Origin of the sequence: Chengkuizengella sediminis (assembly GCF_010078385.1) — a bacterium.
In the GTDB taxonomy this organism is placed as follows: Bacteria; Bacillota; Bacilli; order Paenibacillales; family KCTC-33759; genus Chengkuizengella; species Chengkuizengella sediminis.
In genome coordinates this window covers 95,139-113,972 of sequence record NZ_SIJC01000004.1, presented here as the reverse complement: position 1 = coordinate 113,972, position 18,834 = coordinate 95,139, and the positions used below count along the sequence as shown (strand labels likewise).

General features: G+C 35.3%; 15 protein-coding genes. 13 read left to right on the top strand and 2 right to left on the bottom strand.

Going from position 1 to position 18,834, the window contains the following annotated elements; translation table 11 throughout:
• Positions 1–68: 68 nt before the first annotated feature.
• The 5 genes from EPK97_RS09885 (at position 69) to EPK97_RS09865 (ending at position 4,889) form a co-directional block, all read left to right on the top strand.
• The gene (locus tag EPK97_RS09885) at positions 69–1,283 is read left to right on the top strand and encodes a NupC/NupG family nucleoside CNT transporter (protein WP_162036467.1); all 1,215 of its coding nucleotides are present in this window, start codon (positions 69–71) and stop codon (positions 1,281–1,283) included.
• Between the two features lie 101 nt (positions 1,284–1,384).
• On the top strand, positions 1,385–2,707 hold the full coding sequence (locus EPK97_RS09880) for a pyrimidine-nucleoside phosphorylase (protein ID WP_162036466.1): 1,323 nt from the start codon (positions 1,385–1,387) through the stop codon (positions 2,705–2,707).
• A 25-nt stretch (positions 2,708–2,732) separates the two neighbouring features.
• Entirely contained in the window at positions 2,733–3,404 is a 672-nt protein-coding gene (deoC, locus tag EPK97_RS09875; protein ID WP_162036465.1) for a deoxyribose-phosphate aldolase, read from the top strand.
• Positions 3,405–3,423: 19 nt separating this feature from the next.
• Entirely contained in the window at positions 3,424–3,594 is a 171-nt protein-coding gene (locus EPK97_RS09870) for a XapX domain-containing protein (RefSeq protein WP_162036464.1), read from the top strand.
• A 374-nt stretch (positions 3,595–3,968) separates the two neighbouring features.
• Positions 3,969–4,889, top strand: a complete 921-nt coding sequence (locus tag EPK97_RS09865; protein WP_420826789.1) for an MBL fold metallo-hydrolase — start codon at positions 3,969–3,971, stop codon at positions 4,887–4,889.
• Positions 4,890–4,935: 46 nt separating this feature from the next.
• Here EPK97_RS09865 and EPK97_RS09860 read toward each other — a convergent pair whose 3' ends face one another.
• Positions 4,936–5,310 carry a DUF6176 family protein gene (locus tag EPK97_RS09860; protein ID WP_162036462.1) on the bottom strand — a complete coding sequence of 125 codons (375 nt, stop codon included), beginning with the start codon at positions 5,308–5,310 and terminating at the stop codon, positions 4,936–4,938.
• A gap of 127 nt (positions 5,311–5,437) precedes the next feature.
• Between EPK97_RS09860 and EPK97_RS09855 the strand changes: the two genes are divergently transcribed.
• Positions 5,438–5,959, top strand: a complete 522-nt coding sequence (locus EPK97_RS09855; RefSeq protein WP_162036461.1) for a TlpA family protein disulfide reductase — start codon at positions 5,438–5,440, stop codon at positions 5,957–5,959.
• A 95-nt stretch (positions 5,960–6,054) separates the two neighbouring features.
• Here EPK97_RS09855 and EPK97_RS09850 read toward each other — a convergent pair whose 3' ends face one another.
• Entirely contained in the window at positions 6,055–6,612 is a 558-nt protein-coding gene (locus EPK97_RS09850) for a tetratricopeptide repeat protein (protein ID WP_162036460.1), read from the bottom strand.
• A gap of 275 nt (positions 6,613–6,887) precedes the next feature.
• Between EPK97_RS09850 and EPK97_RS09845 the strand changes: the two genes are divergently transcribed.
• The 7 genes from EPK97_RS09845 to bioD all read left to right on the top strand — a co-directional run bounded on the left by EPK97_RS09845 (position 6,888) and on the right by bioD (position 18,832).
• Positions 6,888–7,865 carry an ABC transporter ATP-binding protein gene (locus EPK97_RS09845; RefSeq protein ID WP_162036459.1) on the top strand — a complete coding sequence of 326 codons (978 nt, stop codon included), beginning with the start codon at positions 6,888–6,890 and terminating at the stop codon, positions 7,863–7,865.
• Positions 7,865–8,884 carry an ABC transporter ATP-binding protein gene (locus EPK97_RS09840; protein ID WP_162036458.1) on the top strand — a complete coding sequence of 340 codons (1,020 nt, stop codon included), beginning with the start codon at positions 7,865–7,867 and terminating at the stop codon, positions 8,882–8,884. The genes EPK97_RS09845 and EPK97_RS09840 overlap by 1 nt, the downstream gene beginning before the upstream one ends.
• 174 nt (positions 8,885–9,058) lie before the next feature.
• Positions 9,059–10,741 (top strand): ABC transporter substrate-binding protein, encoded by a 1,683-nt coding sequence (locus tag EPK97_RS09835; RefSeq protein ID WP_162036457.1) that lies wholly within the window; start codon positions 9,059–9,061, stop codon positions 10,739–10,741.
• A 126-nt stretch (positions 10,742–10,867) separates the two neighbouring features.
• A complete protein-coding gene (locus tag EPK97_RS09830) occupies positions 10,868–11,818 on the top strand; it encodes an ABC transporter permease (RefSeq protein WP_162036456.1) in 951 nt (316 codons plus the stop codon).
• A 14-nt stretch (positions 11,819–11,832) separates the two neighbouring features.
• The gene (gene opp4C, locus EPK97_RS09825) at positions 11,833–12,750 is read left to right on the top strand and encodes an oligopeptide ABC transporter permease (protein WP_162036455.1); all 918 of its coding nucleotides are present in this window, start codon (positions 11,833–11,835) and stop codon (positions 12,748–12,750) included.
• A 529-nt stretch (positions 12,751–13,279) separates the two neighbouring features.
• A complete protein-coding gene (locus tag EPK97_RS09820; RefSeq protein WP_162036454.1) occupies positions 13,280–17,803 on the top strand; it encodes a glycosyl hydrolase in 4,524 nt (1,507 codons plus the stop codon).
• A 306-nt stretch (positions 17,804–18,109) separates the two neighbouring features.
• Complete coding sequence (bioD, locus tag EPK97_RS09815) at positions 18,110–18,832, top strand: dethiobiotin synthase (RefSeq protein WP_162036453.1); 723 nt, start codon at positions 18,110–18,112, stop codon at positions 18,830–18,832.
• The last annotated feature ends 2 nt before the right edge of the window (positions 18,833–18,834 follow it).

Sequence of the window (18,834 nt, the reverse complement as noted above, 5' to 3'; positions counted from 1 at the left end):
AGTGATTTGAATATTCATAACTTCCACTTGTGGACAGAGTGTAGACTAAGAAAAATGAGGTGTAGTAGATGAATATTTTATGGGGAATTTTCGGTATTGCTGTTATTTTTGGCATCGCTTTCATATTTTCAAGCAATCGGAAGGCGATTAGCATGAGAACAGTTTTTGGAGGTTTAGCAATACAAATTATTTTAGGTTTTATTATTTTGAAGTTTGAACCTGGTAAGGTGTTTTTAGGGAAATTAACTAATATAGTGAATTCAATTATAAGTTCTGCGGATGATGGGATTAAATTTCTTTTTGGAGGTTTAATTGGGAAAGAGGATATTGGATTCCTTTTTGCGTTTCAAGTACTACCAATCATTATATTTGTTTCAGCCATCGTTTCTATTTTGTACTATGTCGGTATTATGCAGGTGATTATAAGATTCATCGGTGGAGCACTTGCAAAATTGTTAGGTACAAGTAAAACAGAGTCTTTATCTGCGGCAGCTAATATCTTTCTTGGGCAGACAGAAGCACCGCTTGTAGTGAAACCATATTTAGCAAAAATGACTCGTTCAGAGTTATTTGCAATTATGACAGGGGGATTAGCTTCGGTCTCAGGATCGGTGTTAATCGGTTATACATTACTTGGTGTACCATTAGAATATTTACTAGTTGCAAGCTTTTTAGCTGCTCCAGCCGGATTGATTATTGCTAAAATCATGATACCTGAAACAGAGAAATCACAAGTGTCTGATGATATTGACGTCGGTAAAGATACTGAATCCGCTAACGTAATAGACGCAGCCGCTAGAGGTGCGAGTGTGGGGCTGCAATTAGCATTGAATATTGGTGCGATGTTGTTAGCATTTATTGCATTAATCGCTCTATTTAATGGTTTTCTTGGTTGGATAGGAGGGATATTCAACGTTCAGAATTTAACGCTTGAAGGTATTTTAGGATATGTATTCTCCCCAATTGCATTTGCAATAGGTGTTCCGTGGGAAGAGGCAGTACAAGCAGGTGGATATATTGGACAAAAGCTAGTTTTAAATGAATTTGTTGCATATTCTTTCTTTGGACCTGAAATAGAGACATTAACTCCCAAAACAGCGATGATTATTAGTTTTGCGCTTTGTGGATTTGCGAATATTTCTTCCATCGGTATTTTACTTGGTGGACTTGGAGGTTTGGCTCCAAATCGTCGAGGGGATATAGCAAAGCTTGGTTTTAAGGCTGTATTAGCTGGTATGCTTGCATCCTTGTTAAGTGCTGCTGTTGCAGGAATGTTATTTTAAAAATACCCATAAAAGTGAAGTGAGCTTAGATGATTAATCTTTTACTTTTGCGGGACCCTAAACTAACAGATTTTTATCAAAAGCATGAGGAGGATTTTGAGATGAGAATGGTTGATTTGATTGCAAAGAAACGGGATGGACACGAGTTAAGTAAACAAGAAATCAATTTTATTATTGAAGGCTATACTTCTAAAGAAATTCCTGAATACCAAATGTCAGCATTCAGTATGGCGATATTTTTTCAAGGTATGACAAAGAATGAAAGAGTATATTTAACCGATGCCATGGTTAAATCAGGCGATGTGATTGATTTATCAGACATAGATGGAATTAAAGTGGACAAACACAGTACGGGTGGAGTGGGGGATACGACCACACTTGTGCTTGCCCCTCTTGTTGCTGCGGTTGGAGTACCAGTTGCAAAGATGTCAGGACGTGGCCTAGGTCATACTGGGGGTACGATAGATAAACTTGAATCCGTTCCTGGGTTTCACGTTGAATTAAATAACGAAGAGTTTGTTAGACTAGTAAATGAAAATAAAATTGCTGTCATTGGTCAAAGTGCAAATTTAACGCCAGCTGACAAAAGTTTATATGGATTACGTGATGTAACGGCGACAGTTGACTCCATTCCTTTAATTGCAAGCTCTATTATGAGTAAAAAAATTGCCGCTGGTGCGGATGCGATTGTTTTAGATGTTAAAACAGGTGATGGAGCTTTTATGAAAAAGTTAGATGATGCTACAGATTTGGCAGAAGCTATGGTAGATATCGGTATTGGTGTTGGAAGAAATACAATGGCCATTATATCAGACATGAGTCAACCGTTAGGTTTTGCAGTAGGGAATGCGCTAGAGGTGAAGGAAGCCATTGATACATTAGTAGGAAAAGGACCAGCTGATTTACATGAACTTTGTCTGACGTTAGGAAGTTATATGGTAACACTGGCTGGAAAGGCAAGTGACACAAATGAAGCAAGAAAAATGTTAGAAGAAGTGATGGAATCTGGTAAAGCATTGGAAGTATTTAAAACATTTTTGTCATCACAAGGCGGAGATGTTTCAGTGATTGATGATCCAACACAATTGCCTACAGCAAAATATACGATAGAAGTACTGGCAAAAAAAGCAGGATATATTTCTAAAATTACAGCAGACCAAATCGGTATAGCTGCTATGTTGCTTGGAGCAGGCAGAAAAACAAAAGAATCTGCAATTGACTTAGCAGTAGGGTTAGTGCTAAAGAAAAAAATTGGGGATCATGTAGATATCAATGAATCTTTAGTGACCATCCATTCTAACTCTAAGGATGTAGAAGAAGTGATTCACCTAATACAAGATGCCTATTCCATTGTAGATGAACAAGTGGAAGCACCAACTTTAATATATAAAGAAGTTGTCAATTCGAAGACAACGAAATTTTAAAATAATAGAAAAAGAGGACATGAAAATGAATAAAAAATTAGCAAAAATGATTGATCACACTGCTTTACACCCAACAACGACTAAATCACAAATAGAAAAGTTATGTCATGAAGCGAATGAATATCAATTTGCATCCGTTTGTGTTAATCCAACTTGGGTTGAAACGGCAAGTCAATTACTGAAAGAAACAGGTGTTGATATTTGTACAGTAATAGGGTTTCCATTAGGAGCTAATACACCAGAAACAAAAGCATTTGAAACAAAAAATGCTATTGAAAATGGTGCTACAGAAGTAGATATGGTCATTAATATAGGGGCTCTAAAAGATAAAAACGATTCATTAGTAGAAAAAGACATTCGTGCTGTAGTAGAAGCAGCTAAAGGAAAAGCATTAACAAAAGTTATTATTGAAACATGTTTATTAACTGATGAAGAAAAAGAACGTGCTTGCCAACTTTCTGTAAAAGCAGGTGCAGATTTTGTGAAAACTTCAACAGGATTTTCAACAGGTGGAGCAACAGTAGAGGATATTTCATTAATGAGAAAAACAGTAGGACCTGATGTAGGGGTTAAAGCCTCTGGAGGAGTTCGAAGTTTACAAGATGCAGAAGCGATGATTAATGCGGGTGCAACTCGAATTGGAGCAAGCTCTGGGGTAGCGATCGTACAAGGGGAAATTTCAAACAGTTCATATTAATTTGAAAAGGGTGACAATAATGAAAGAACTTATATTAAGTTTATTAGCAGGTATGATTATTGGAATAGTGTTTAAAGCGATAAAACTTCCACTGCCAGCACCACCTGTTTTAGCAGGGGTAGTCGGTGTTGGAGGAGTTTATTTAGGTGGGGTCGTAGCTACACACATATTTAAATATTTTACAGCTTAGAATTCCTGTTCATGATTGAAAATAGATTTTAAATAAGACTGCCAAAAATTTTGGTAGTCTTATTTTATTTTCACAGCTCAGCTTATGTTTATTTACAATTTTAGTATATACTTGAATAAGAAGATGATGATAAAAATGTGGAAGCACTTATATCATTGCTAAAATTGTATACATTTATGAATACAATGATATCTATAAGGAGAATCATTATGTTATCTTTTTATTTAACCATCTTATTAGCCGTACTGATCGTTATCTTCTTTTTCTTATTCTATCCACCTTTTGGGAGAAAGCCTTCTAGAGTAGAAGTTAACAAATATACTGCATCTAAAAACTACAATAACAAAAAATTTCTAAATCCAACATCTACTTCAATGAAAATGAACGTAGAGGAGTCCATCTCTTTAATAAAAGACTATTTAATAAAAAAACCGAACAGAAAACCAGCAAACTCCTTACCTATTGAAACAAACCAACTGATTAACAATTCAAAGGCTAAAGTTATTTGGTTTGGTCATTCTGCTGTTTTAATAGAAATTGAAGGGAAGACATTATTTTTAGATCCAATGTTGGGAAAAGCACCTACGCCATTCCCTATGTTTGCAGGAAAACGTTACAGTGAAAAAATACCGATAGAAATTCGAAATCTCCCTTTTATTGATGCCATTCTTCTTTCACATGATCATTATGATCACTTAGATTATGGATCTATAAGAAAACTTAAGAATAAGGTAGGAATGTTCTATGCTCCACTTGGAGTAGGGAGTCATTTAGTACACTGGGGAGTAGCTAAAGAAAAAATCCATGAAATGGATTGGTGGGAAGAAATACAATTTGATAACCTCACTTTTGCTTGTACACCATCTATTCACTTTTCTGGCAGAAGTGTAAATGATCGTAATAAAACTTTATGGTGTTCATGGGTTATAAGTGGAGAAACAACAAATTTATTCTTTAGTGGAGATAGCGGTTTTGGACCTCATTTTGCTCAAATTGGCAAAAAATATGGACCATTTGATCTGACTATGATGGAATGTGGACAATATGATAAGAGATGGTCGGCTATTCACATGACACCAGAAGAAACAGTTCAGGCTCAAATAGATGTAAATGGGAAAATGTTGATTCCGATTCATTGGGCAGCCTTTACATTATCATTACATGAATGGACGGATCCAATTGTCAGGGTGACAAAAGAAGCCATAAAGAGAAAAGTGAAGATTTCGACTCCAAGAATAGGAGAAGCCGTATACATTCATTCTGATGAATATCCAGACTATAAGTGGTGGATTTAATCCAGGGTTCCAATTGATAGCCTGAACACCCCATGAATTCTTTAGACTAGTTTCCTGTGTAAACCATACTCTTTCTAATATTCTCTGAAACCATAACTACATCAGTAGTAATTGATGCTGATTGATGCTCTTGATCAATGCACTCTTCCCAAAACTCCATATGTTTTTTAATCATTTCATTTTTCTTGCTTACTTCATCCTCAGTAAGTTCTATATCTATTTCACCATTACCTTGAACTGCATACCAATATAGATATTCTCCTTCGTCACTTTTTTCGCGGAACATAGTTTCAATATATAAATTTTCATTTTTTAAAATAAGAAGTACTTTATCCATATTTTGATTTAGTAACTCCATCCACTCATCTACTCGTTTTGTTTTTCCATCTTTTATTCGATATTTATTTAATCTTACATTCATATGAATGAACCTCCTAATTTTAATTTTACTCATATTAATATATCACTTATAATATAAACCTTTAAAACAATTTCATAAAATCCGATAATATAAATAGTGGCATTTATATTTATAAAGGAGTTTATAGATGAATAAAATATATAAAATTACTACAATTCTAATTGCCTTTTTAGTTGCTATTGTTTTTACTTATATCATAACGAATTCAATGACAAGCACAGAAATAAATAGTCAAGTTGATGGTCCTCAAATTGAACTGCTAGATTTAAATGAATCTCCTTTTACTATTCATTTTAATGAGAAACCAACCGTTTTATTATTTTTCACCTCATGGTGTCCGTATTGTAATGAAGATGCTCCAAAAATGGTAGAACTTTATGAAAAATATAAAGACGAAGTTAACGTTTATGGTATAAATCTAATCTATCAGGATGATATACTAGATGTGAAGAATTATATAGACGAGCATCAAATTCAGTATCCAATTCTTCTTGATAAAACAGGTGAGCATTATAAGATTTATGGTGATTTTGGATTTCCTGTACTACACTTTATTGGTCAAAAAGGAAACACCATTGATTCTATTATAGGATCAACAGATATTGAATATATAGAGGAATCTTTTAAATATTTAATTAAAAATTCATGAACTGCCCAAATTACCTCACTTCATTCATTTGAAGTGGGGCATCTTAGATGATACCTTTAAGGAGAAACTGAGTCTGAATTGAAGGTGAGAAATTATCAACGTTTGATCCTCATTTTCTCATTGCATTTTTCAATTGCTTTTTCAGTTGATTGTATTAACAAATCATCATTTTTATCCTCTCGAATACTAAGCGCTTTTAAAAAATATTTTAATGCTTCATCTAGTTGTCTCTGATCAAACAAACATTTCCCATAATGCTGGTATACAAAATCTTTATAGTTTATATATTTAGTGTCATTTTCAACCATTATTACTAATTCATTAAACATTTGGTTTGCTTTTTCATAATCTTTATTCCAGTGATATACGTGTGAGAGCCTTAATTGATTTACAAAAAGGCCTAGTTGGTCATTTACTTGTTGATAACATTTAATTGCTTTAACTAAATAATGTTCGGCCTCTTGTAGATGATCAACAATTCGTAAATAAGTACCGATATTTCCTAATAGTTTAGCTTGGTTTAATATATTCTCTCCAATTGTTAGTTTATCTTTTAAATATTGAATGCCTTTTAACATTTCATCTCTACTTTCAGGATGTTCTCGTAAACTATCGTCGTCGAATGTGTAATTCATATTATAAGGGATGTTCATTATATCTCTCCATTCTACAAGAGTGGTATGTATCTAATAATTTTTTTAAGATCAAAGGATTTTCAATACTTACATAGAATATATATCATAATACCCAATTTTAACAAACAATCCCATCCTATTATTAAAGCGCTTACTTAGGTAAAAATGGTTAATAAACCCTATAAATCACTGTACAACCAAAATTACATATATCTTATTTGGTCCTAATTATTTGAATATTCTTAATATATAAAAATATAAACTTTATTCTATAGTGGGAAGGTGAGATAAACATGTCAGCCTTATTAGAAGTGAAAAATTTAAAAACACATTTTTTTAGAAAAAAACAAACAATTCCTGCTGTGGATGGTGTTGATCTAACCATCAAAAAAGGGGAGACAGTTGCGTTAGTTGGTGAATCTGGTTCAGGAAAAAGTATAACATCCCTTTCAATTATGAGGCTTGTCCCAAGTCCAGGTGGGGAAATAGTTGATGGTCAAGTACTTTATAATGGAACAGATTTAGTAGAATTACCAGAAAAGGAATTGTTGAAAATTCGTGGAAATGAAATTTCAATGATATTTCAGGAACCGATGACATCATTAAATCCCGTTTTAACGATTGGTCAACAAATAATAGAGGTATTAATTTATCATCAAAAGATGTCAAAATCTAAAGCAAAGCAAAAGGCAATAGAATTGTTAGAGATGGTTGGTTTTTCCCGGGCTGCAGAAATGATTAATGATTATCCTCATAGACTATCAGGAGGAATGAGACAAAGAGTAATGATTGCAATGGCAATGAGTTGTAGTCCCAAGCTGTTAATAGCTGACGAGCCTACGACTGCTCTTGATGTTACTATTCAGGCCCAAATATTAGATATTATGAAACAGCTAAGTAAAAAATTCGGCACTTCTATTTTACTGATTACACATGATTTAGGTGTTGTATCTGAAATAGCAGATAGAATCGTAGTGATGTATTGTGGTCAAGTTGTAGAAGAGGCATCTGTAGATGATTTATTTGGAGATCCGCTTCATCCTTATTCAGAAGGTCTTATTGAATCCGTTCCATCTATCGATGGAGAGGTTTCTAGATTACAATCGATTGAAGGAAATGTTCCTCCCCCTGAGAATTTACCACAGGGTTGCCGCTTTGCTCCTCGGTGCCCAAAGGCATTTGATCGTTGCTTTCAAGAAATGCCTACACTATCAGAAAAACTCTCTCGCTCTGTGCGCTGTTTTTTATATGAAAAAGAGGGGGGAAGATAATGAGTATACAAGCAGAAAAAAGACTATCAACTAACATTAATGATACAACTACAATACTTGAAGTACATAAACTAAAAAAACATTTTCCAATTAAAAGTGGAATATTACAAAAAACATCAGGTCATATCAGAGCAGTAGATGGTATAAGTTTTTCTATTAAAAAGGGGGAGACGATTGGTATAGTTGGGGAGTCTGGATGTGGGAAATCTACAATTGGACGAACAATCATTAGGTTATATGAACCTACCGATGGTCAAATCATTTTTAAAGGTCAAGATATTTCCCATTTACGGGAAGCTGAACTAAGACAAAGTGTTCGTAAAAATATCCAAATGATATTTCAAGATCCATTTGCTTCGTTAAATCCAAGAAAAACACTTCGTTCAATCTTAAAAGAACCTTTAAACGTCCATAAAAAGTATAGTGGCAAAGAACGCGATGAACATGTTGGTTTGCTTTTAGAAAAAGTGGGTTTAAATGCTTCCTTTATCAATCGATACCCTCATGAATTTTCTGGGGGACAACGGCAACGTATTGGTATTGCTCGTGCTTTAGCGCTTCATCCAGAGTTAATTATCGCCGACGAAGCAGTTTCGGCCTTGGATGTTTCTATTCAAGCACAAATTATTAATTTGATGGAAGACCTGCAAGAAGAGTTTGGATTAACCTATATTTTTATTTCACACGATTTAAGTGTTGTTAGGCATATTAGTGACAGAGTTGGCGTAATGTATTTAGGGAATCTTATGGAATTAGCTCCTAAACAAGATTTATATACAGAACCGCTCCATCCATATACACAAGCGTTACTTTCTGCAGTACCAATTCCACGGAAAAAAGGAGCTGTGCAACGGGAACGTATCGTTTTAGAGGGGGATTTGCCAAGTCCAGCAAATCCACCGAGTGGGTGTGTATTTCATACAAGGTGCTCGGCGGCAACGGGGGAATGTAAGCAGATCATTCCGCAATTTAAAGAAATGAAAAAAGAACATTATGTTGCTTGCCATTTGTATAAGTGAGTGTTTATAGAGGAAGACAAAATTGATGGAATTTATCCCCGAAGATTTTGAACCTCCTCTCATAAATATATTTATTTTTAAAAGTCTTATAGAAAGGGGGGAAGAAAGAAAAAGGTCATGTCTATGAAGCTTATTATTCATATATCTTTAATTAATTTAAGGGGGAGTTAGATCGTGAAATTAAAAAAAGTAACATGGCTTTTATTATGCCTTACATTAGTTTTTTCAGTATTTGTGTCAGCGTGTAGTACAAATGAACCAACTTCTGGGGATGATCCTGAAACAAATGAAGAACAGACTAATGAAGAACAAACAAATGAAGAACAGGCAAGTGGTGACCCGCAATATGGTGGGACATTGATTATGGGTTCAATAGGTGCTCCAACATTATTTAATCCACTATATTCAACAGATACTGCTAGTTCAGATATTGAAGATTTAATTTTTTCAGGACCTGTTAGTTCAGATACAAGTTTTGAAGTTGAATATGACTTAGCAAAAGATATTCAAACCTCGGAGGACGGTTTAACGTATACGGTTATCCTTCGAGACGATGTAACTTTCCATGATGGAGAACCAATGACTGCGGATGACTTAGTATTTACGTACAGCATCCCTATTAGTGAAGAGTATGTTGGAGAACGTGCTTCTAATTTTGAAATGATAGATACCATTACAAAAATTGATGAATATACCGTTGAGTTTAGGTTAAAACAAAAGGATGCAACATTTCTACCTACTACTTTAAGTTATGATATTTTACCTGAACATATACTAAAAGATGTACCCATTGCTGATTTAGGTGAAAATGAGTTTAATACGAAAACGCCAATTGGAACAGGACCGTTTAAATTTGAAGAGTGGAAAGACGGTCAATATGTAAAAGTAGTTCGTAACGACGATTACTACCAAGGAAAACCTTATCTTGATGCGATTATTTACAAAATTGTTCCAGATGCTAACGCACTAATTGCTCAGCTACAAGCAGGTGACGTTGATTATTTCCCAGGAGTTCCTGGAAGTGATATTGCAACGGTTAAAGAATGGGCAACTGAAGCAGGAGTGAAAATTGAATCAGGTCTTTCTTTAGCTTATACCTATTTAGGTTATAACCAAAAAAATGAGCTGTTCCAAGACAAAAAAGTTCGTCAAGCTCTGACGCATGCGATTGATCGTGAAGGAATTATTTTGGGAGTATTGAATGGAGATGGTGAGGTAGCAAATGTTCCAGAAAGTCCACTTTCTTGGGCATATAATAGTGAAGTTCCAGTATTTGAATATGATGTAAACAAAGCCAAGCAATTATTAGAAGAAGTTGGATGGGCAGATACGGATAATGATGGAATTTTAGATAAAGACGGCAAAAAATTTGCATTTGAAATTAAAACGAATCAAGGAAATAAAATTCGTGAAGATATCGTTGTTATTTTACAACAACAGTTGAAAGAAATTGGCATTGAAGTAACTCCAAATATTATGGAGTGGAGTGCATATATAGAAGCCATTTCTGCACCGAATTGGGATTATGATGCATTAGTTTTAGGCTGGGCGTTATCAACATTCCCAGACCAATATGATATTTTCCATTCAAGTCAAAGAGAAGAAGGACTTAACTTTGTATGGTATTCTAATCCAGAAGCTGACACATTAATAGAGGAAGCAAGACAAATTATTGATAGAGATGAGTATAAACAAGCTTATGGTGATATTTATAAAATTATTGCAGAAGATCAACCATATACATTTTTATATTATCCAAATACACATCAGGCAATACCAGAAAATCTAGAAGGTTATACGTTCCACGCAAGGAATGATATTTATCATCCACATGAATGGTGGTTAAAACAAGAATAGATAATTTAGTAGAAAAGGGATGGGTTATCCCCTCCCTTTTCTTTTTAGTTGGAAGTAGAGCTTTATATAAAATACCTAGTATTATAGAAATTTTAAAAAGAAGTAAAAAAAGAAGGGGGTTGCAAGATGACAACGTATATTATCCGTAGACTTGTAATGGCTATTCCCTTGTTGTTAGGAATAACGATTATCTCCTTTGCAATTATACAAATGGCTCCAGGAGATCCTACAAGCTTACTGATGGATCCTAACATAAGCCCTGCCGATAGAGCGAAATTCATGGAAAAATATGGATTAAATGATCCTCTTTATATTCAATATTTTAAATGGGTAGGTAACATGTTACAGGGGGATTTTGGAACCTCATTATTGAAAAAAGGTACCTCAGTTACGGAGTTGATCATGAACAGACTACCGAATACCTTATTGTTGATGCTTGTTTCTACGATTTTAGCATTTTTAATTTCTATTCCTTTTGGTATTTATTCTGCTACTAGACCCTATTCAAAAACAGATTATAGTGTTTCAGTGATATCTTTTTTGGGACTAGCAACTCCAAACTTTTGGTTAGGTTTAATGTTAATTATGTTTTTCTCAGTCAAACTAGGCTGGTTTCCTACCGGTGGTGTATCAACTCTAGGTGCTCCTTTTAATTTGTGGGATCGCATTCATCATTTAATATTACCAGCATTTGTGTTAGCGTCTGCTGATATGGCTACATTAACACGTCATACACGATCAAGTATGCTTGATGTAACGAAACAAGATTATATGAGAACAGCGAGGGCAAAAGGTTTCAAGGAACGAACAGTGATTTACAAACATGGTCTTCGAAATGGATTAACTCCTATAATAACAATCTTTGGTATTTTGCTACCGACATTTATCGGTGGATCTGTCATCGTTGAAACTGTATTTTCATGGCCAGGTATTGGAAGACTTTTTATTGAATCTGCATTTTCCAGGGACTATCCAGTCATTATGGGATTAACCGTATTGTCATCAGTGTTCGTTGTATTAGGAAACATCATTGCCGATATATTATATGCAATCACTGATCCGCGGGTTGAATATTAAAGGGGGGAAAGTATATGTCACAAATCAATACAGTACCTGAAACAACAAAACAACAACTTATGAACCCCAATCTTAAACATAAACCAGATACCATGTCAAAAATAATCGTGCGGAAGTTTTTGAAGAATAGACTTGCAGTTTTTGGAGCTATTGTATTGTGTTTGATCATTTTAGCATCTATATTTGCTCCATGGTTAACTCCATATACTTATGAAGAACAGAACCTTGTAAATAAGCTGCAGCCTCCAAGTGGGGATCATTTATTGGGTACAGATAAGTTTGGAAGAGATATATTAACAAGGATTTTATTCGGGGCAAGGATATCATTATTTGTTGGTTTTGCATCTATTGCAGGAGCCATAACGATAGGAACTGTTGTAGGGGCTACTGCTGGTTATTTTGGAGGGTGGATTGACTCCATATTAATGAGATTTGTTGATACGCTCTATGCCATCCCAACTATTTTTTTATTAATAACGTTAGTCACGATCTTTCAACCAGGTGTGGATAAGTTAATTTTAATTTTTATTACAACGAGTTGGATGACAACGGCTAGGTTAGTACGAGGAGAGATTCTTTCATTAAGAAGCAGAGAGTTTGTGTTGTCTGCTAAAACAGTTGGAGCAAAAAGTGGATCGATTATTTTTTCACATATTTTACCAAATGCAATAGGACCGATTATTGTCGCGGCTACTATAGGAGTAGGGGGTCTCATATTAGCTGAGGCGGGACTTAGTTATTTAGGTTTAGGAATTCAGCCTCCAATCCCAAGTTGGGGGAATATGCTGCAAGATGCCCAAAACTACACGATTATGTTAAAAGCATGGTGGTATCCCACATTCCCAGGGCTAATGATATTAATTACGGTTTTAAGTTTTAACTTTGTAGGTGATGGCTTGCGTGATGCCTTTGATCCAAAAGTGAATGAGTAGAAAAACGCCAATAACTAATATGGTCTATCTGAATAGATAGACCATAAATTTATTCCACCCTCTTACATCCAAATAACCCCGAATATACCTAAACTGCCTAAAATAAAATATCTATGAGCGGCCACCCCAAAATAATAGACACCCCCCATAAAAAACTATGATAGAATAGATTTAATAATTTATATACTATGCTATGAATTATTTCGAACTGCTCCCCGTATTTTGGATACATCTCATCTAATCGCATAATCAATCCAGTCTTATAATATAATTTGTTTTTTATTCATTCTATTGACTTCAACATAATAAATTATACATAGATAAATATCGCAATTTCATTTATGAAAACGTTTTCATCTTAACAGTTGTCAAAAGTATGCGATGTCATTAAGAAAAAACATACTATTCATATAGAAATCAAAGGATTTTATTGTGATCTTTGTGAAAGGGGTGATGAAGATGTGATATCAAAGTGAATACTTTATATTTGTTTTGGATGCATAAAAAACATGAAAAGGAGGATTTTGAATTGAAAAAAGTAGGTCTTTTATTTTTATCCATTTGTTTAGTTTTCTCAATATTTCCTATGATGTCATTTGGATTCAATGGGGAGGTACAAGTAGGTTCTGGTAGTTATACAACCATATTACCCCTAGAAGAGGATAGACCACCGGAGTGGGGTCTTCAACCTGATCAACTAGCATATCCAGAACCGCAACCTGATATTTCATCCAATGTAACGGGTCCTGATGCTCCATCATGGAAACCAACTCCAACTAGTGATTGGTGGACAAACATGAACTGGGATACGTTTGGCAACTCACAGTATCCGCATCCATTAGCGATGAAGCCTAAGGAAGGAGGTTTGCAAATTTATTACGGAGGTAGATCAAAAATAGTAGGTATACCTGGACCTACAGAAATCAATCCAGTCATTTATCCAGAGCAATCAACCGTAATGGCGGATCTACCTACAGGTACCAGTAATGATTTTGTGTTAGGTCATTCAAATGTTGATCATTTTCCAGAAGCAAGAACAGGTGGTTATAGTGATTGGTTTGTTACGGCTGATTTCTATAATGGTAGTACTGGAATGAGTGTTAGTTATGGTCATGGTTCACCCTATGTATATGCGGAATATGAAGGCGGCAATCCCTCTCTAGACTTTCATACAGTTCCAGAATTATTTATTGGTTCTGAAAACGACGCAATGATCGGAGTCATAGCGAATGGAAATTATTATGGATTATTCGGTCCAACAGGTTCTACATGGTCAGGTATCGGTACAACAACGTTAGTCAATAATTTACCAGCAGAAAAAAACTATTTTTCTCTTGTATTACTTCCTGATGTGAAAAAAAGAGATGAAGCGATCGCTGCTTTCGACCAAATGAAATCCTTTGCATATTCTTTTATTACGGATACAACAGTGAATTGGTCTTATGATGAAGTTCAAAGTAAAGTATATACAAACTATTCATTTACGGTCACTCCAAAAGAAGCAGGTGCACCAACCGAAACATTAATGGCACTGTATGCTACGCAATGGAGAGGATTGGATGCGGGTTTTACAGGTTATACTTATGATTCCATGCAAGGTCAATTAAAAACATTGATTGGCAACTCATTTACAACTGAGGATAGGTATACTGGTATACTACCATCTTTACCTTATTTGGGAGATTTAAGTGAAGAAAATATGAATCAATTGAAGTTCTATTTAGAAGAAGAGATCAATCGTCACTTCCCTAACCCTGATGATCCTTTATCCATACCAGGGATTGTAAATACCTATTTTACAGGGAAAGAGATGACGAGGTTAACGACTTTATTTAGTCTTGCAGAGGATTTGGCAAGTAGAGTGAGTGAACCAACCGATAAAAGTGATTTTGAGGATTTAGCAGCAATTGCTCTGGAAAAAGCAAAGTTTATGGTTACAGATTGGTTAACGGCATCGGATGAAAATGGAAATCTAGATAATCAAGAGTTCTTTTATTATAACGATACATGGGGGGCTATGCTTGGATATAGAGAAGGATTCTGGAGTGCTCAGCATATTACAGATCATCATTTTCATTATGGTTATTTCATAAAAGCGGCTGCTGAAATTGCTAGAGCAGATGAACAGTTTTTAGAAGATTATGGAGACATGGTGAACCTAATCATTCGAAATGTTGCTTCACCTGATCGAGATGATCCGATGTTCCCGTTTTTAAGAAATTTTGATCCGTATGCTGGACACTCATGGGCAGATGGTAAAGCAGCATTCGGTTCAGGCAATAACCAAGAGTCTGTTTCTGAAGCAATTAATGCGTGGACAGGCGTTGTTTTGTGGGGTGAGTTACTATCCACATTACCTGGAAGAGAAGCAGAAGGTGAAGAAATTAGAGATTTAGGTATTTATTTATACACTTCTGAAGTAGATGCATCCAATGAATATTATTTTGATTTGAATCAAGATATTTATCCAGAGGAATGGGATCAAGTGGCAACTACGATTGTATGGGGTGGCAAAGTAGATAATGCTACTTTTTGGACAAAAAACCCTGCGCAAAGACACGCTATTCTTTGGTTGCCGTTCCATGGAGGTTCCTTTTATTTAGGTCATGATACAGATTATGTATTAAACAATTATAACAGCTTACAGGATGAGCTTCCTTTATTTGAAGTATGGGGTCGGGCTGAGGAAGCTGGAAACCCATTGTATGATTATGATGTTGAACAATATTGGGATGATCTACAGTGGATGTATCTAGCTTTAGCAGATCCGGATCAGGCGTTGCAATTAATGAATAATGCCATTGCAAGTTCACCAGATGGATTGTTTGAAGTTGAGGAAGGAAACTCAGCAGCCTTTACGTTTAGTTGGATTCACTCTTTAGTTAATGTGGGCTCTGTGGATGAAACCGTACAGGCCGATTATCCATTTTATACGGTATTTAAATCGGATAATGGAGATAAAACTTATGTGGTTTACAATATGACGAATGAAATTAAAATCGTAAACTTCTCCGACGGACAACAGATCACTGTCGCACCAAAGAGTTTTAATACTGATCAGGGAGTGTACATTCCAGATACAAGCCCACCGTCTGTGCCAGTAGGGCTCAGTGAAAAAAGAACAGCTTCAAATTATGTGACATTGGAGTGGCAGCCTTCCACAGATGATCGAGGAGTTGTTGGATATGATATATTTGTAAACGGCAGTTATGTGGACTCTTCAACGGAAGCAGAAGCACAAATAACAGGATTAACTCCAACAACAACATATACCTTTACAGTAAAAGCAAGGGATATGGACACCATCTCGGGAGAAAGTGCTCCTCTACATGTATCGACAACGATTATAGATACGGAAGCACCTTCTGTCCCAACGGGTATAACAAGTATTGAGGAAACTGATTCATCTATCCATCTAGATTGGAATGATTCCTCGGATAATATCTTAACCGTGGAATATGATGTTTATCGTGATGGAATAAAAGTGGCAACTACAGAGGGTTCAAATTTTAAAGACGTTGGTTTAGAGCCATTAACATTTTATGCTTACCAAATTGTTGCACGAGATGCTGAAGGGAATGAATCAGCGAGAAGTGAAGAGACTGCTCTACGTTCTGGTTTTGAATCTGGTCCAGCATACACACAAAAAATTATTGAAACCACACCAACTAGAGCAACTTTTATAGTTGAACCTTATGCAAGTCTTGATGAAGTGATTTTATTAATTCAAGAAAATAACATCGAAGTTGGATATAACTTAATTAAAGATGCAGATGGTGTCTTTCAAACAACCATTGATGTACCTGAAAATGGAACCTTGACATATAGGTACAATACGATTGATACAGCAGGTGTGGGTATGTTGTCCCAATATTTTAGTTATGTTATGGGACAAAGTCCTGAAGAAGATACGGAAGCACCATCTCCCCCAACAAATTTGAGTACTACAGCAGTAACTGGAACAATGGTGAATTTAACCTGGACAGCGTCTTCAGATAATATGGGAGTCACAGGTTATGATGTTTACAAGGACGGAGTATTTGAAAATAGTACAGTAGGCACTTCACTTTCTGTAACAGGACTAACAGAAAATACAACGTATACGTTTACCGTAGTGGCAAAGGATGGAGCTGGTAATGTATCAACAGAAAGTAATGCAATTCAAGTAACTACAACTGATTCTGGAACTGGAGATGTCATTGTTGAAGACAATTATACCATTGAAATTGTTGAGATTAGTGCTACTTCAGCATTATTTAAATTTACACGTACTTCAGGGGCATCTAATTGGGTAGATTTCCATTATAATATAAATAATGCAGGACAGTTGAGCATAAGAACAACCAACAATGGAGGAAGCTTTGAGTATGAGCTTACCAATTTAAGTTCTGGTGCAATCATTGGATTCAAGTATACGTATGAAGAAGACAATCTTGCAACTGATTCACCTGAGTATCAATATTCATTTGGCTCTGATGGTGGTGAGCCGGATACAATACCGCCTAGTGTTCCAACAAATGTGAGTACAACAGCAGTAGGTGAAACAACAGTAAATTTAATCTGGACAGCGTCTACAGATAATGTAGGGGTAGTGAGTTATGATATTTACAAAGACGGAGTATTTGAGAATAATTCAGCAGGCACATCATATACCGTTATAGGACTAACAGGAGATACAACTTATGCATTTACTATAGTTGCGAAAGATGAAGCAGGCAACGTATCAGCAGCAAGTGATATTCATTCCGTGACAACTAACCTACCAGGTGGCGAAGATGTCATTATTGAGGACGATTATACCATTGAAATTGTAAAAACAAGTGCTACTTCAGCATTATTCAAATTTACACGTAATTCAGCTGCATCGAATTGGGTAGATATTCATTACAAAATAAATCATGCTGATCATTTGAGTGTAAGAGCAGCCAATAATGGCGGAATCTGGGAGTATGAGTTTCATAATTTAAGTGAGGGAACAAATATTGAATTCTGGTATACGTATGAAAAAGATAATCTAGCATATGACTCTCCATCTTATGAATATATTCATTAAAATGATGCACTTATAAATCTACAAGAAATTCTATGTAACCTTGATTTTCTATAAGGATGATTTAACTTAGTATATAGACAGTTGACACTGTGAGTGGTGTTAGCTGTCTCTTTTAAGGTGAAAAACATAATAATGATATATTCATTTACAGCATATTGTTAATTATGGTTGTATTTAGTATCACAATAAGTAGAGGTTGTTCACTTCTAAAGAATATAGTACAATCAATCTAGTTTGATTGTTAACTTGAAATTTAAAATCTAGGTTAACAATTTAATACATATTAAATTAAAAGGTGTATATAGGATGAAAAGTAAGGGTTTATTTATTACGGCAACGGATACAGGTGTGGGAAAAACGGAAGTTGCAGCAGCACTAGCAGCTTTTATAAAAAACAAAAGAAAAATTGAAAATGTCCAATTATGGAAACCTGTGCAATCAGGAGTGGCAATGGGTGACCCAGAAGCAGATAGCTATCGATTATTACATGGAAGTGGACTGAATCAAAAGGAAGAAGATATCGCAACCTATACATTTTCCCAACCTCTAGCACCATGGATCGCAGCAGAGAGGGAAGGCAAAAAGATTAACTTTTTAAAGTTGGTGGAAGAGGGTCGTAACCGCTTGCATCATAGCGATTTTCTCATTACAGAAGGAGCAGGAGGACTCATTGTTCCCATTACTCAAGATAAAACGATAGCTAATTTAGCAAGTGAATTAAAACTTCCAATGCTTCTCGTGGCTAGAGCTGGCTTAGGTACAGTGAACCATACTTGTCTATCTATTTCCTATGCTCATAAAATGGGACTTGAGGTCAAGGGAGTTATTTTAAATGGTTATCAAGATGAAGCTGATCCTTCTCTTGAAGAGAATATCTCTATGATTGAAAAGTTTGGAGGAGTTGAAGTCTTAGGTAAACTACCGTGGATGAACTATCAAAATGAACAAAGGATTAATTGGACATTAAGAAGGAAAAAATGGATTGAAATCATAGATAAACATTTGGATTTAAGGTCTATTTTTGAATGAGA